The sequence below is a fragment of the Streptomyces sp. NPDC002032 genome (genome assembly GCF_042890765.1).
Classification (GTDB): Bacteria; Actinomycetota; Actinomycetes; order Streptomycetales; family Streptomycetaceae; genus Streptomyces.
This window is the reverse complement of the sequence record NZ_JBIASM010000009.1, coordinates 177,804-192,934: the sequence shown is the minus strand read 5'-3', so window position 1 is coordinate 192,934 and position 15,131 is coordinate 177,804. Positions and strand designations below refer to the sequence as shown.

At 71.3% G+C, this 15,131-nt stretch carries 15 protein-coding genes; all 15 read left to right on the top strand.

Annotated features, from left to right (window positions below):
- The first annotated feature begins 23 nt into the window (after nt 1–23).
- The 15 genes from pgsA to ACFYYT_RS22090 all read left to right on the top strand — a co-directional run bounded on the left by pgsA (nt 24) and on the right by ACFYYT_RS22090 (nt 15,130).
- Nucleotides 24–689 (top strand): phosphatidylinositol phosphate synthase, encoded by a 666-nt coding sequence (pgsA, locus tag ACFYYT_RS22160; protein WP_351821112.1) that lies wholly within the window; start codon nt 24–26, stop codon nt 687–689.
- Nucleotides 689–1,591, top strand: a complete 903-nt coding sequence (locus tag ACFYYT_RS22155; RefSeq protein ID WP_351821110.1) for a phosphatidylinositol mannoside acyltransferase — start codon at nt 689–691, stop codon at nt 1,589–1,591. The genes pgsA and ACFYYT_RS22155 overlap by 1 nt, the downstream gene beginning before the upstream one ends.
- The gene (locus ACFYYT_RS22150) at nt 1,591–2,754 is read left to right on the top strand and encodes a glycosyltransferase family 4 protein (RefSeq protein WP_351821108.1); all 1,164 of its coding nucleotides are present in this window, start codon (nt 1,591–1,593) and stop codon (nt 2,752–2,754) included. Before ACFYYT_RS22155 ends, ACFYYT_RS22150 begins: the two co-directional genes overlap by 1 nt.
- A gap of 36 nt (nt 2,755–2,790) precedes the next feature.
- A complete protein-coding gene (locus ACFYYT_RS22145) occupies nt 2,791–3,333 on the top strand; it encodes a hypothetical protein (protein ID WP_351821106.1) in 543 nt (180 codons plus the stop codon).
- A 148-nt stretch (nt 3,334–3,481) separates the two neighbouring features.
- Nucleotides 3,482–4,399, top strand: coding sequence for a pyridoxal 5'-phosphate synthase lyase subunit PdxS (gene pdxS / locus ACFYYT_RS22140; RefSeq protein WP_266837977.1), 918 nt, complete (start codon nt 3,482–3,484; stop codon nt 4,397–4,399).
- A 7-nt stretch (nt 4,400–4,406) separates the two neighbouring features.
- Nucleotides 4,407–4,997, top strand: a complete 591-nt coding sequence (gene pdxT, locus ACFYYT_RS22135) for a pyridoxal 5'-phosphate synthase glutaminase subunit PdxT (protein ID WP_351821104.1) — start codon at nt 4,407–4,409, stop codon at nt 4,995–4,997.
- A 56-nt stretch (nt 4,998–5,053) separates the two neighbouring features.
- Nucleotides 5,054–5,806, top strand: a complete 753-nt coding sequence (locus ACFYYT_RS22130) for a YebC/PmpR family DNA-binding transcriptional regulator (RefSeq protein WP_351821102.1) — start codon at nt 5,054–5,056, stop codon at nt 5,804–5,806.
- A 106-nt stretch (nt 5,807–5,912) separates the two neighbouring features.
- Entirely contained in the window at nt 5,913–6,443 is a 531-nt protein-coding gene (gene ruvC / locus ACFYYT_RS22125; protein WP_351821100.1) for a crossover junction endodeoxyribonuclease RuvC, read from the top strand.
- Nucleotides 6,440–7,072 carry a Holliday junction branch migration protein RuvA gene (ruvA, locus tag ACFYYT_RS22120; protein ID WP_351821097.1) on the top strand — a complete coding sequence of 211 codons (633 nt, stop codon included), beginning with the start codon at nt 6,440–6,442 and terminating at the stop codon, nt 7,070–7,072. Before ruvC ends, ruvA begins: the two co-directional genes overlap by 4 nt.
- Nucleotides 7,073–7,160: 88 nt before the next feature.
- Nucleotides 7,161–8,234 carry a Holliday junction branch migration DNA helicase RuvB gene (gene ruvB, locus ACFYYT_RS22115; protein WP_351821094.1) on the top strand — a complete coding sequence of 358 codons (1,074 nt, stop codon included), beginning with the start codon at nt 7,161–7,163 and terminating at the stop codon, nt 8,232–8,234.
- A gap of 164 nt (nt 8,235–8,398) precedes the next feature.
- Nucleotides 8,399–8,893, top strand: coding sequence for a preprotein translocase subunit YajC (gene yajC, locus ACFYYT_RS22110; protein WP_351821091.1), 495 nt, complete (start codon nt 8,399–8,401; stop codon nt 8,891–8,893).
- Between the two features lie 150 nt (nt 8,894–9,043).
- Nucleotides 9,044–10,837: a protein translocase subunit SecD gene (secD, locus tag ACFYYT_RS22105; RefSeq protein ID WP_351821089.1), complete on the top strand. Its 1,794-nt coding sequence runs from the start codon at nt 9,044–9,046 to the stop codon at nt 10,835–10,837.
- A gap of 3 nt (nt 10,838–10,840) precedes the next feature.
- On the top strand, nt 10,841–11,902 hold the full coding sequence (secF, locus tag ACFYYT_RS22100; RefSeq protein WP_351821086.1) for a protein translocase subunit SecF: 1,062 nt from the start codon (nt 10,841–10,843) through the stop codon (nt 11,900–11,902).
- Nucleotides 11,899–12,453 carry an adenine phosphoribosyltransferase gene (locus ACFYYT_RS22095; protein ID WP_351821084.1) on the top strand — a complete coding sequence of 185 codons (555 nt, stop codon included), beginning with the start codon at nt 11,899–11,901 and terminating at the stop codon, nt 12,451–12,453. Before secF ends, ACFYYT_RS22095 begins: the two co-directional genes overlap by 4 nt.
- 235 nt (nt 12,454–12,688) lie before the next feature.
- Entirely contained in the window at nt 12,689–15,130 is a 2,442-nt protein-coding gene (locus ACFYYT_RS22090) for a bifunctional (p)ppGpp synthetase/guanosine-3',5'-bis(diphosphate) 3'-pyrophosphohydrolase (RefSeq protein ID WP_351821081.1), read from the top strand.
- The last annotated feature ends 1 nt before the right edge of the window (nt 15,131 follow it).

Sequence of the window (15,131 nt, the reverse complement as noted above, 5' to 3'; positions counted from 1 at the left end):
CCCAGCGACCCTCCGGGAAGGCCATGCTGAACAAGTACGCGCGTGCATTCTTCACGCGTGTTCTCACGCCGTTCGCCGCGTTTCTCCTCCGTCGGGGGGTGAGCCCGGACGCCGTCACCCTCATCGGCACCGCCGGGGTGATGGCCGGAGCACTGGTCTTCTTCCCCCGGGGCGAGTTCTTCTGGGGCACGATCACGATCACCCTCTTCGTCTTCTCCGACCTGGTAGACGGCAACATGGCCCGCCAGGCCGGGGTCTCCAGCCGGTGGGGCGCGTTCCTCGACTCGACCCTCGACCGGGTGGCGGACGCGGCGATCTTCGGCGGCCTCGCGCTCTGGTACGCGGGCAACGGACACGACAACGTGCTGTGCGCGGTGGCGATCTTCTGCCTCGCCAGCGGCCAGGTCGTCTCGTACACCAAGGCCCGCGGCGAGTCGATCGGGCTGCCGGTCGCCGTCAACGGGCTCATCGAACGCGCGGAGCGGCTGGTGATCTCGCTGGTCGCGGCAGGCCTGTCCGGGCTGCAGATCTTCGGCGTCCCGTCGTGGATCGGCGTACTGCTGCCCGTCGCGCTGTGGATCGTGGCGGTGGGCTCGCTCGTCACCCTGATCCAGCGCGTGGTCACCGTACGCCGCGAGGCGGCCGAGGCCGACGCCGCGGCCGCCGCCGCCGAGGGCGGTGCCGGCTGATGGGCACGGCGCGGGACAAGCTGGTCGACGGCCTGTACGGGCTCGGCTGGGCGGGCGTGAAGAAGCTCCCCGAGCCGGCGGCCGTGGCCCTCGGCCGCAAGATCGCCGACGTGGTCTGGAAGCGGCGCGGCAAGAGCGTGCTGCGGCTGGAGTCGAACCTGGCCCGGGTGGTGCCCGACGCCACGCCCGAGCGGCTGCGGGAGCTGTCGCACGCGGGCATGCGCTCGTACATGCGCTACTGGATGGAGTCCTTCCGGCTGCCCACGATGGACCCGGGGCGGTTCGGCACGGACGTCGAGTTCCAGGACGAGCACCTGCTGCGCGAGGCCCTCGCCACCGGGCGCGGGGTGATCGTGGCCCTGCCGCACCTGGCCAACTGGGACCTCGCCGGGGCCTGGGCCATCGGCCACATCGGCGTTCCCTTCACCACGGTCGCGGAGCGGCTCAAGCCCGAGACGCTCTACGACCGCTTCGTCGCCTACCGCGAGAGCCTCGGCATGGAGGTGCTGCCCCACAACGGCGGCGCCGCCTTCGGCACCCTCGCCCGCCGGCTGCGCTCCGGCGGCCTGGTCTGCCTCGTCGCGGACCGGGACCTGTCGGCCTCGGGGGTCGAGGTGGACTTCTTCGGGGCGGCCGCCCGCATGCCCGCCGGCCCCGCCCTGCTGGCCCAGCAGACGGGCGCGGTGCTGCTCCCGGCGACCCTGCACTACGGGGACGCGCCGAAGATGTACGGCCGGATCCACCCCGAGGTGGCGGTGCCCGGGACCGGGACGCGGATCGAGAAGACCGCCGCGATGACCCAGGCCGTGGCGGACGCCTTCGCGTGGGGGATCGCCGAGCACCCGCAGGACTGGCACATGCTGCAGCGGCTGTGGCTGGACGACTTGGAGGAGCGCCCGTAGTGAAGATCGGCATCGTGTGCCCGTACTCGTGGGACGTGCCGGGCGGCGTCCAGTTCCACATCCGCGACCTGGCGGAGCACCTGATCCGCCTGGGCCACGAGGTGTCGGTGCTCGCCCCGGCCGACGACGAGACCCCGCTGCCGCCCTACGTGGTCTCGGCGGGACGGGCGGTGCCGGTGCCGTACAACGGTTCGGTCGCCCGGCTGAACTTCGGCTTCCTCTCGGCCGCCCGCGTCCGCCGCTGGCTGCACGACGGGGTCTTCGATGTGATCCACATCCACGAGCCGGCCTCGCCCTCCCTGGGACTGCTGTCCTGCTGGGCGGCCCAGGGCCCGATCGTGGCCACGTTCCACACCTCGAACCCCCGCTCGCGGGCGATGATCGCCGCGTACCCGATCCTCCAGCCGGCGCTGGAGAAGATCAGCGCCCGGATCGCGGTGAGCGAGTACGCCCGGCGCACGCTGGTGGAACACCTCGGCGGGGACGCCGTGGTCATCCCCAACGGCGTCGACGTCGACTTCTTCGCGAAGGCCGAGCCGAACCCCGAGTGGTCCGGACAGACGCTCGGCTTCATCGGCCGCATCGACGAGCCCCGCAAGGGCCTGCCGGTGCTGATGGCCGCCTTCCCGGGCATCGTCGAGCAGTGCCCGGACGTCCGGCTGCTCGTGGCCGGCCGCGGCGACGAGGAGGAGGCGGTGGCCTCGCTCCCCGCGGAGCTGCGCTCCCGGGTGGAGTTCCTCGGCATGGTCTCCGACGAGGACAAGGCGCGCCTGCTGCGCAGCGTGGACGTCTACGTGGCCCCCAACACGGGCGGCGAGAGCTTCGGGATCATCCTGGTCGAGGCCCTGTCCGCCGGGGCGGCCGTCCTGGCCTCGGACCTCGACGCCTTCGCCCAGGTCCTGGACCAGGGCGCGGCGGGGGAACTGTTCGCCAACGAGGACGCCGCCTCCCTGACGACGGCCGCGGTGGCCCTGCTGCGCGACCCGGCGCGGCGCGCGGAACTGAGCGCCCGCGGCTCGGCGCACGTCCGCCGCTTCGACTGGTCGACGGTCGGCGCGGACATCCTGGCCGTCTACGAGACGGTCACCGACGGCGCCGCCGCGGTGGCCACCGACGAACGCGTCCCCCTCCGCACCCGCCTCGGCTTCTCCCGGGACGGCTGAGCGCACCGCCCGCCGTAGCCGGTAGTGTCGCGGCCCGTGATCGAAAATCTTGTCTGGATCGCGGTGGCGCTCGGTGTCGTCGGGGTCTATCTCAGCTGGACCGCCGGGCGGCTGGACCGGTTGCACGCGCGGATGGACGCCGCCCGAGCCGCCCTCGACGCGCAGCTCGTGCGGCGGGCCTCCGTGGTGGTGGAGGTGGCCGCCTCCGGTGCGCTCGACCCCGCCTCCTCGCTCGTGCTCTACGAGGCCGCCCACGCGGCCCGGCAGGCCGAGGAGGAGCACCGGGAGGTCGCCGAGAGCGAGCTCAGCCAGGCCCTGCGCGCGGTGTTCGCCGACGCCGACCAGGTCGAGGTGCTGAAGGCGGCTCCCGGGGGCGAGGCGGCCGCCGAGGAGCTGGCGGCCGCGGTGCGCCGGGTGCCGATGGCGCGGCGCTTCCTCAACGACGCGGTACGGGCGGCCCGCGCGCTGCGCCGCCACCGCAAGGTGCGCTGGTTCCGACTGGCCGGACACGCCCCCTTCCCCCTCGCCTTTGAAATGGACGATGAGCCTCCGGTGGACCTGGCCGACCGCCCCGCGTAGGCGCGCAGGGGGCCGCCAAGGGCCGCGGGGGACAAGTCGAGGGGCCACCGGCTCCACATTGGCCCTTGCAGTGGACTGGTCGGTGGGGTTGTCTCAGCCCAGTAGAACCCCGTCTTCCGTTCGAGTTCCCTTCGAGTGAGGTCAACCCGTGAGCACGCTTCCCACCTCTTCCCAGTCCGCTGAGTCGGCCATCGGCACCTCCCGCGTCAAGCGCGGCATGGCCGAGCAGCTCAAGGGCGGCGTGATCATGGACGTGGTCAACGCCGAGCAGGCGAAGATCGCCGAGGACGCCGGCGCCGTGGCCGTCATGGCCCTGGAGCGGGTCCCCGCCGACATCCGCAAGGACGGCGGCGTGGCCCGCATGTCGGACCCCAACATGATCGAAGAGATCATCGAGGCCGTCTCCATCCCGGTCATGGCCAAGTCCCGCATCGGCCACTTCGTCGAGGCCCAGGTCCTGCAGTCCCTCGGCGTCGACTACATCGACGAGTCCGAGGTCCTGACCCCGGCCGACGAGGTCAACCACTCCGACAAGTGGGCGTTCACCACCCCCTTCGTCTGTGGCGCCACCAACCTGGGCGAGGCCCTGCGCCGCATCGCCGAGGGCGCGGCCATGATCCGCTCCAAGGGCGAGGCCGGCACCGGCAACGTCGTCGAGGCCGTCCGCCACCTGCGCCAGATCAAGAACGAGATCGCCCGCCTGCGCGGCTACGACAACAACGAGCTCTTCGCCGCCGCCAAGGAGCTGCGCGCCCCGTACGAGCTGGTCAAGGAGGTCGCCGAGCTCGGCAAGCTCCCCGTCGTGCTGTTCTCCGCCGGTGGTGTCGCCACCCCCGCCGACGCCGCGCTGATGCGCCAGCTCGGTGCCGAGGGCGTCTTCGTCGGCTCCGGCATCTTCAAGTCCGGCGACCCGGCCAAGCGCGCCGCCGCCATCGTGAAGGCCACCACCTTCTACGACGACCCGAAGATCATCGCGGACGCCTCCCGCAACCTGGGCGAGGCCATGGTCGGCATCAACTGCGACACCCTGCCCGAGGCCGAGCGCTACGCCAACCGCGGCTGGTAGTCACCACATGACCACCCCCGTGATCGGTGTCCTGGCCCTCCAGGGCGACGTACGGGAGCACCTGATCGCCCTGGCCGCGGCGGACGCCGTGGCCAGGCCGGTCCGGCGCCCCGAGGAGCTCGCCGAGGTCGACGCCCTGGTGATCCCCGGCGGCGAGTCCACGACGATGTCGAAGCTCGCCGTCCTGTTCGGCATGCTGGAGCCGCTGCGCGAGCGCGTGCGGGCCGGCATGCCCGTCTACGGCACCTGCGCCGGCATGATCATGCTCGCCGACAAGCTGCTCGACGGCCGCGAGGACCAGGAGACGCTGGGCGGCATCGACATGATCGTGCGCCGCAACGCCTTCGGCCGTCAGAACGAGTCCTTCGAGGCGAAGGTCGAGTTCGCGGGCATCGCCGACGGCCCCGTCGAGGGCGTCTTCATCCGCGCCCCGTGGGTCGAGTCGGTCGGCGCCGCGGCCCAGGTACTGGCCACGTACGACGGCCACACCGTCGCCGTGCGCCAGGGGAACGTGCTCGCCACCTCGTTCCACCCCGAACTGACCGGTGACGATCGCGTCCACGCGTACTTCGTCGACATGGTGCGCGCAGGGCTGTAAGGGCGTCCCGGTAGGATCTGGGCGAACACTGTTGGTGACGCGAAGGAGACAGGCAGATGTCCGGCCACTCTAAATGGGCTACGACGAAGCACAAGAAGGCCGTGGTTGACGCCAAGCGCGGCAAGCTCTTCGCGAAGCTGATCAAGAACATCGAGGTCGCGGCCCGCATGGGCGGCGCCGACATCGATGGCAACCCGACCCTCTTCGACGCCATCCAGAAGGCCAAGAAGAGCTCGGTCCCGAACAAGAACATCGACTCCGCGGTCAAGCGCGGCGGCGGCCTGGAGGCCGGCGGCGCCGACTACGAGACGATCATGTACGAGGGCTACGGTCCCAACGGCGTCGCGGTGCTCATCGAGTGCCTCACCGACAACCGCAACCGGGCCGCCTCCGACGTGCGCGTCGCCATGACCCGCAACGGCGGCTCCATGGCCGACCCGGGCTCGGTCTCGTACCTGTTCAACCGCAAGGGCGTCATCATCCTGCCCAAGGGCGAGCTGTCCGAGGACGACGTGCTCGGCGCGGTGCTCGACGCGGGTGCCGAAGAGGTCAACGACAACGGCGACACCTTCGAGATCATCAGCGAGGCCACCGACCTGGTCGCGGTCCGTACCGCGCTCCAGGAAGCGGGCATCGACTACGACTCGGCCGACGCCAGCTTCGTCCCCTCCATGCAGGTGGAGCTGGAGGAAGAGGGCGCGCGCAAGATCTTCAAGCTGATCGACGCGCTGGAGGACAGCGACGACGTGCAGAACGTCTTCGCCAACTTCGACGTCTCGGACGAGGTCATGGAGCTGCTCGACGCCTGAGCGCCGTGCGTCGCGACGGGCCGGCAGGGACACACCCTGCCGGCCCGTCGCTCTGTCGGTGCCACCCGATAGCCTGCACGGACAGGTGTCGAGGGATGGGGGGCAGGTGCGCGTACTCGGTGTGGACCCGGGGCTGACGAGGTGCGGCGTCGGCGTGGTCGAGGGCGTCGCGGGGCGGCCGTTGACCATGATCGGCGTGGGCGTCGTACGGACCCCCGCGGACGCCGAGCTCGGACACCGGCTCGTCGCCATCGAGCGGGGGATCGAGGAATGGCTCGACGCCCACCGGCCCGAGGTCGTCGCCGTGGAGCGGGTCTTCAGCCAGCACAACGTCAGCACCGTCATGGGCACCGCCCAGGCCAGCGCCGTCGCCATGCTGTGCGCCGCGCGCCGCGGGATCCCCGTCGCCCTGCACACCCCCAGTGAGGTCAAGGCCGCCGTCACCGGCGCCGGCCGCGCCGACAAGGCCCAGGTCGGAGCCATGGTCACCCGGCTCCTGAGGCTGGCCGAGCCGCCCAGGCCGGCCGATGCCGCCGACGCGCTCGCCCTCGCCATCTGCCACATCTGGCGGGCCCCCGCCCAGAACCGCCTCCAGCAGGCGGTCGCCCAGCACGCCTCGAAAGGCCGTACCCGATGATCGCCTTCGTCAGCGGACAGGTCGCCGCGCTCGCCCCCTCCACGGCCGTCATCGAGGTCGGGGGAGTGGGCATGGCCGTGCAGTGCACGCCGAACACCCTCGCGCACCTGAAGATCGGCCAGGACGCGAAACTCGCCACCTCCCTGGTCGTGCGCGAGGACTCGCTGACCCTCTACGGATTCGCCGACGACGACGAGCGCCAGGTCTTCGAGCTGCTCCAGACCGCCAGCGGCGTGGGCCCCCGGCTCGCCCAGGCGATGCTCGGCGCGCACAGCCCCGACGGACTGCGGCTCGCGGTCTCCACGGGCGACGAGAAGGCCCTGACGGCGGTGCCCGGCATCGGCAAGAAGGGCGCCCAGAAGCTCCTCCTGGAGCTCAAGGGCAAGCTCGGCACCCCGCTCGGTACCAGCGGCCTCGTCGGCGCCCAGCGGGCCGTCGCCACCGGCCCCGCGCCGTGGAGCGAGCAGCTCCAGGCCGCGCTGATCGGCCTCGGGTACGCGCCCCGCGACGCGGAGGAGGCCGTCGCGGCCGTCACCCCGCAGGCCGAGGCCGCCCTCGCCGAAGGCGGCTCCGCCCCTGTCCCGCAGCTGCTGCGCGCGGCCCTGCAGAGCCTCAACCGCGCCCGCTGACCCGCCCCGGCCGGGGCGCGGCGACCGCCCGCCCGCCCGCCGGGGCCCGTGAGCGACCCCATCCGTACACAGAAGGCAGACTGACACCGTGAACTGGGACGACGAGACCGACACCGCCGAGCCGGACCGGCTCGTCGCGCCCGCCGCCGACGGCGAGGACACCGCCGTCGAGGCCGCCCTGCGCCCCAAGGACCTCGGCGAGTTCGTCGGCCAGGAGAAGGTCCGCCAGCAGCTCGACCTCGTCCTCAAGGCGGCGAAGCAGCGCGGAGCCACCGCCGACCACGTCCTGCTCTCCGGTGCGCCAGGCCTCGGCAAGACCACCCTCTCCATGATCATCGCCGCGGAGATGGGCGCTCCCATCCGCATCACCTCCGGCCCCGCCATCCAGCACGCCGGGGACCTCGCCGCGATCCTCTCCTCCCTCCAGGAGGGCGAGGTCCTCTTCCTGGACGAGATCCACCGCATGTCCCGGCCCGCCGAGGAGATGCTGTACATGGCGATGGAGGACTTCCGCGTCGACGTGATCGTCGGCAAGGGCCCCGGCGCCACCGCCATCCCGCTGGAACTGCCGCCCTTCACCCTTGTGGGCGCCACCACCCGCGCCGGGCTGCTGCCGCCGCCCCTGCGCGACCGCTTCGGCTTCACCGGGCACATGGAGTTCTACGCGCCGGAAGAGCTGGAACGCGTCATCCACCGCTCCGCCCGGCTCCTGGACGTCGAGATCGACACCGCCGGAGCCGCCGAGATCGCCGGCCGCTCCCGCGGCACCCCGCGCATCGCCAACCGGCTCCTGCGCCGTGTCCGCGACTACGCCCAGGTCAGGGCCGACGGGGTGATCACGCGGGAGGTCGCCGCCACCGCCCTCCAGGTCTACGAGGTGGACGCGCGCGGCCTCGACCGGCTGGACCGGGGCGTCCTGGAGGCCCTGCTCAAGCTGTTCGGCGGCGGCCCCGTCGGGCTGTCCACCCTGGCCGTGGCCGTCGGCGAGGAGCGGGAGACCGTCGAGGAGGTGGCCGAGCCCTTCCTCGTCCGGGAGGGCCTGCTGGCCCGCACCCCGCGCGGGCGCGTGGCCACCCCCGCCGCATGGGCCCACCTGGGGCTCGTCCCCCCGCGGCAGGCCGCGGCCGGATCAAGCGGACAACAGGGCTTGTTCGGGGCCTGACGGCGCGGAGGTTCGACCGGCCAGGAACTGCGGTGCCATGCTGGGCGTTGTTCCATCGGTGCTGACTCGCCTAGACTCCGCCGATGCCGACCCTTCGGGTCGGTGTGCCCACCCCCGTAGAAAATGACCGTCTCCCGTGCGGTCGTGCGAAGGATCTCCGTCCCGTGAATCTCGTGACACTCCTCCCGTTCATCGTGCTCATCGGGGCGATGTTCCTGATGACCCGCTCCGCCAAGAAGAAGCAGCAGGCGGCCGCGCAGATGCGCAACGAAATGGCGCCCGGCACCGGCGTCCGCACCATCGGCGGCATGTACGCCACGGTGAAGGAGATCGGTGAGGACACCGTCACCCTCGAGGTGGCTCCCGGCGTCCACGCGATCTACGCCAAGAACTCCATCGGCGCGGTCCTCGACGACGAGGAGTACAACCGCATCGTCCACGGCGTCAGCGAAGACCTGTCGCTCGACACTCCGGTCGTCCCGGACGACGCCTCCTCGCTGACCGCCACCGACGCCCCGAAGACGGACCTGACCAAGGACGTCGACGCGGACGAGACCCCCAAGCTCGACCTGGGCAAGGGCGACGAGCCCAAGGGCGACGAGTCCAAGGGCGACGAGCCGAAGGACGGCAAGACCGACGGCGAGGCCGGCGCCAAGTAGCGTCCGGCCGGGACCGCGGTGGCGCCTGACCGGCGGCCGTCGCGGTCCCCGCAGTCCACTTCTGCGGGGGGCAGGGGTCCCCACCACACATTTCGTGGCCGTCCGCGCGCTGACCCGGCGCGGGACGGTTGGACAGGGAGAAACGACAAGGTGGCAGCACCGAAGAAGGGCCGGCGGCCCACGGGGGCTCAGGGGAGGCCGGGGCGCGCCCTGGCCGTCATCCTGATCGCGATGGTGGCGCTCACCGCGGGGATGTTCCTCACGAAGCAGACGACCCCCCGCCTGGGCATCGACCTCGCGGGCGGTACGAGCATCACGCTCAAGGCCAAGAGCGAACCGGGCAAGCCCGACGCGGTCAACGAGACCAACATGAACACGGCGGTCGGCATCATCGAGCGCCGCGTCAACGGTCTCGGCGTCTCCGAGGCCGAGGTCCAGACCCAGGGCCGCGACCACATCATCGTGAACATCCCCAAGGGGACGAACGAGCAGCAGGCGCGCGAGCAGGTCGGTACCACCGCCCAGCTGTACTTCCGCCCCGTGCTGGCCTTCGCCGACGGCGCCCCGGTGGCCCCCGAGCCGAACCCGGCCAAGTCCCCGACCCCGTCCGCGAGCGGTTCCGGCGCCCCGAAGGCCGAGGGCAGCCAGAAGCCCTCCGCGCCGGCCACCCCGTCGTCCAGCGCCACTTCCCAGGGCCGTGTGCTCAGCGAGGCCCTCAAGGCCCCGGGCACCCCCACTCCCTCGCCCTCGGCGAGCGAGTCGAAGAAGGCAGACGACAAGGCCACCCCCTCGGCGCCGCCCGCCCCGAGCGCGCCGCCGGTGGACCCCGCCGTGGCCGACCTGCAGGCGAAGTTCGCCGCGCTGGACTGCTCCAAGGAGGACCAGCGCGCCGCCGCCGGCAAGGGCGCCAAGCCCGAGGACCCGATGCTCGCCTGCGGCAAGCGTGGCGCGCAGTGGGGCAAGTGGGTGCTGGGTCCGGCCCAGGTCAACGGCCAGGACGTGAAGGACGCCAAGGGCGTCATCGACCAGCAGCGCGGTCAGTGGATCGTCACCATGCAGTTCACCGACAAGGGCGCCGACAAGTTCGCCAAGATCACCGGTGAGCTGGCCACCAAGCAGTCCCCGCAGAACCAGTTCGCGATCGTGCTCGACGGCGAGGTCATCTCCGACCCCTCCGTCAGCCAGGCGCTGACCGGCGGCAACGCCGAGATCTCCGGCGGCTTCACCCAGCAGTCCGCGCAGGACCTGGGCAACATGCTCTCGTACGGCGCCCTGCCGCTGTCCTTCCAGGAGGACAGCGTCACCACCGTCACCGCCGCGCTCGGCGGCGAGCAGCTGAAGGCCGGCCTGATCGCCGGTGCCATCGGCCTCGCCCTCGTGGTGATCTACCTGCTGGTGTACTACCGGGGCCTCGCCTTCATCGCCATCGTCAGCCTGATGGCGTCGGCCGTCCTGACCTACACGATCATGGCGCTGCTCGGAAAGGGCATCGGCTTCGCGCTGAACCTGCCCGCCGTCTGCGGCGCGATCGTCGCGATCGGCATCACGGCGGACTCGTTCATCGTGTACTTCGAACGCATCCGGGACGAGATCCGCGAGGGCCGCACCCTGCGTCCGGCCGTCGAGCGCGCCTGGCCGCGGGCCCGCCGCACGATCCTGGTCTCCGACTTCGTGTCCTTCCTCGCCGCCGCGGTGCTCTTCATCGTCACCGTCGGCAAGGTCCAGGGCTTCGCGTTCACGCTGGGTCTGACCACCCTGCTCGACGTGGTCGTGGTGTTCCTCTTCACCAAGCCCGTCATGACGCTGCTCGCCCGCACGAAGTTCTTCTCCAGCGGTCACCCGTGGTCCGGACTGGACCCCAAGCGGCTCGGCGCCAAGCCGCCGCTGCGCCGGTCCCGCCGCAGCGGTCCCGTCCCCGCCCCCGTCGACGCAAAGGAGGCGTGAGAGATGTCGAAGCTGGGAGATCTCGGCGCCAGGCTGTACCGCGGTGAGGTCGGCTACGACTTCGTCGGCAAGCGCTTTCTCTGGTACGGCGTTTCCATCCTGATCACCATCACGGCGATCGTGGCCCTGGCCGTACAGGGCCTCAACATGGGCATCGAGTTCAAGGGCGGGGCCGTCTTCACCACCCCGAAGACGTCCGTCTCCGTCGCGAAGGTGACGGAGGACGCGGCGAAGGCCTCCGGGCACGACGCGATCGTCCAGCAGCTCGGCACCGGCGGCATGCGCGTCCAGATCTCCGGTCTGGACACCGACTCCGCCGCTCCCGTGAAGAAGCAGCTGGCCGCCGACCTCAAGGTCGCCGAGAACCAGATCAACACCGACCTGGTCGGCCCCAGCTGGGGCGAGCAGATCGCGAACAAGGCCTGGACGGGCCTCGGGATCTTCATGGTCCTCGTCGTGATCTACCTGGCCATCGCGTTCGAGTGGCGGATGGCGGTCGCGGCGCTGATCGCGCTGATCCACGACCTCACCATCACGGTCGGCGTCTACGCGCTGGTCGGCTTCGAGGTCACCCCGGGCACCGTGATCGGTCTGCTCACGATCCTCGGTTACTCCCTCTACGACACCGTCGTCGTCTTCGACGGTCTCAAGGAGGGTTCGAAGGACATCACCAAGCAGACCCGCTACACCTTCAGCGAGGTCGCCAACCGCAGCATCAACGGCACCCTGGTCCGCTCGATCAACACCACGGTCGTGGCGCTGCTCCCGGTCGGCGCGCTGCTGTTCATCGGCGGCGGCTTCCTGGGCGCGGGCATGCTGAACGACATCTCGCTGTCGCTGTTCGTCGGCCTCGCGGCCGGCGCCTACTCCTCGATCTTCATCGCGACCCCGCTGGTCGTGGACCTGAAGGAGCGCGAGCCGGCGATGAAGGCCCTCACCAAGCGGGTCCTCGCCAAGCGCGCGGCGGCCACCGCCAAGGGGGAGCCGGCCGACGACGAGCGCGAGTCCGGCGAGGACGGCGCCCAGGTCGTGTCCCAGGGCGGTCAGGGGAGGCGGCGCCGGTGAGCACCGCCTGTTCCCCCGAGGTCCGCGAGCTGCTGCTCTCCCGGATCAGGGACGTCCCGGACTACCCGAAGCCGGGCGTGACGTTCAAGGACATCACCCCGCTGCTGGCCGACCCGAAGGCCTTCGCGGCGCTGACGGACGCGCTGGTGGAGCTGGCCGCCCGGTACGGCGCCACGAAGATCGTCGGCCTGGAGGCGCGCGGGTTCATCCTCGCGGCCCCGGTCGCCGTCCAGGCGGGCATCGGGTTCATCCCCGTACGCAAGGCCGGCAAGCTGCCGGGCGCGACGCTGGCGCAGTCCTACGACCTGGAGTACGGGTCCGCGGAGATCGAGGTCCACGCGGAGGATCTGGCGGCCGGTGACAAGGTCATGGTCATCGACGACGTCCTGGCGACCGGGGGCACCGCCGAGGCGTCCCTGGAGCTGATCCGCCGGGCCGGGGCCGAGGTCGCCGGAGTGGCGGTCCTCATGGAGCTGTCGTTCCTGCCGGGCCGGGCCAAGGTCGCTCCGGCGCTCGGCGGTGCGCCGCTGGACGCCCTGATCGTGGTCTGACGGCCCTCACCGTGAGCGGCGGGTCCCGGGAGCACCCCGGGGCCCGCCGCTTTCGTGTGCGGAGGGCCCCGGGGCCCGGAGCGGCCGGAAAAGGCCCCGGGGGAGCGGCTCGGCGGGCGACCACGGAGAACGGGGTGACGCAACCCTCGCTACCATGGGTTGTCCGGACCTGACCGGGGCCCCGGATCCTCCCCCAGACTCCCTCCGTCCGGGGGGACCCCCGTGAGGAGCGCTCTTGCCAGACGAGGTCCAGCCACTCTCCGCCGCGCAGCCCGACCCGCAGGCCGACCCGGCCGCGGCGGCCGCGGCCACGCCCCCGCCCGCCCCGCCGGTGAAGCCCGCTCCGGCGGCCAAGCCCGCTCAGGCGAAGCAGGCCGGGTCCTCCAACCGGGTGCGCGCCCGGCTGGCACGTCTCGGCGTGCAGCGTTCCAACCCGTACAACCCGGTACTGGAACCGTTGCTCCGCATAGTCCGCAGCAACGACCCGAAGATCGAGACGGCGACCCTGCGCCAGATCGAGCAGGCCTACCAGGTCGCCGAGCGCTGGCACCGGGGCCAGAAGCGCAAGAGCGGCGACCCGTACATCACCCACCCGCTCGCGGTGACCACCATCCTCGCCGAGCTGGGGATGGACCCGGCCACCCTGATGGCGGGCCTCCTGCACGACACCGTCGAGGACACCGAGTACGGCCTGGAGCAGCTCCGGCGCGACTTCGGCGACGCGGTGGCCCTCCTCGTCGACGGCGTGACCAAGCTCGACCGGGTCAAGTTCGGCGAGGCCGCGCAGGCCGAGACCGTGCGCAAGATGGTCGTCGCCATGGCGAAGGACCCGCGCGTCCTGGTCATCAAGCTCGCGGACCGGCTGCACAACATGCGCACGATGCGCTACCTCAAGCGGGAGAAGCAGGAGAAGAAGGCCCGCGAGACCCTCGAGATCTACGCGCCGCTGGCCCACCGCCTGGGCATGAACACCATCAAGTGGGAGCTGGAGGACCTCGCCTTCGCGATCCTCTACCCGAAGATGTACGACGAGATCGTGCGCCTCGTCGCCGAGCGGGCCCCCAAGCGGGACGAGTACCTGGCCGTCGTCACCGACGAGGTGCAGACGGACCTGAGGGCCGCCCGGATCAAGGCCACGGTCACCGGCCGCCCGAAGCACTACTACAGCGTCTACCAGAAGATGATCGTCCGCGGCCGTGACTTCGCGGAGATCTACGACCTGGTGGGCATCCGCGTCCTCGTGGACACGGTCCGGGACTGCTACGCGGCCCTGGGCACCGTGCACGCGCGCTGGAACCCGGTCCCCGGCCGGTTCAAGGACTACATCGCGATGCCCAAGTTCAACATGTACCAGTCGCTGCACACGACGGTCATCGGTCCCAGCGGCAAGCCGGTCGAGCTCCAGATCCGCACCTTCGACATGCACCGCCGCGCCGAGTACGGCATCGCCGCGCACTGGAAGTACAAGCAGCAGACCGTGGCGGGCACCTCCAAGGTCCGCACCGACGTCCCGCAGGCCGCCAAGGGCAGCGCCGGCCAGGACACCGTCAACGACATGGCCTGGCTGCGCCAGCTCCTCGACTGGCAGAAGGAGACGGAGGACCCGGGCGAGTTCCTCGACTCCCTGCGCTTCGACCTCTCCCGCAACGAGGTCTTCGTCTTCACCCCCAAGGGCGACGTCATCGCGCTGCCCGCGGGCGCCACCTCCGTGGACTTCGCGTACGCGGTCCACACCGAGGTCGGCCACCGCACGATAGGGGCGCGGGTCAACGGGCGGCTCGTACCGCTCGAATCGACCCTCGACAACGGCGACCTGGTCGAGGTCTTCACCTCCAAGGCCGAGGGCGCGGGTCCGTCCCGCGACTGGCTGGGCTTCGTCAAGTCCCCGCGGGCCCGCAACAAGATCCGGGCCTGGTTCTCCAAGGAGCGCCGCGACGAGGCCATCGAGCACGGCAAGGACGCCATCGCCCGGGCCATGCGCAAGCAGAACCTGCCGATCCAGCGGATCCTGACCGGCGACTCCCTCGTCACCCTGGCGCACGAGATGCGCTACCCCGACATCTCCTCCCTCTACGCGGCGATCGGCGAGGGCCACGTGGCCGCGCAGGGCGTCGTGCAGAAGCTCGTGCAGGCCCTCGGCGGCGAGGAGGCCGCGGGCGAGGACATCGAGGAGAGCATCCCGCCGGCGCGCGGACGCAACAAGCGGCGCAACAACGCCGATCCGGGCGTGGTGGTCAAGGGCGTCGACGACGTCTGGGTCAAGCTGGCCCGCTGCTGCACCCCGGTGCCGGGCGACCCCATCATCGGTTTCGTCACGCGCGGCAGTGGCGTATCGGTTCACCGCGCCGACTGCGTCAACGTGGACTCGCTCTCGCAGCAGCCCGAGCGGATGCTGGAGGTCGAGTGGGCGCCCACCCAGTCCTCCGTGTTCCTCGTCGCCATCCAGGTGGAGGCGCTGGACCGGTCCCGGCTGCTGTCGGACGTCACCCGGGTCCTGTCGGACCAGCACGTGAACATCCTCTCGGCGGCCGTCCAGACCTCCCGGGACCGGGTGGCCACCTCCCGCTTCACCTTCGAGATGGGTGACCCGAAGCACCTGGGGCACGTCCTGAAGGCGGTACGGGGCGTGGAGGGCGTCTACGACGTCTACCGCGTGACCTCGGCCCGCAGGCCGTAGC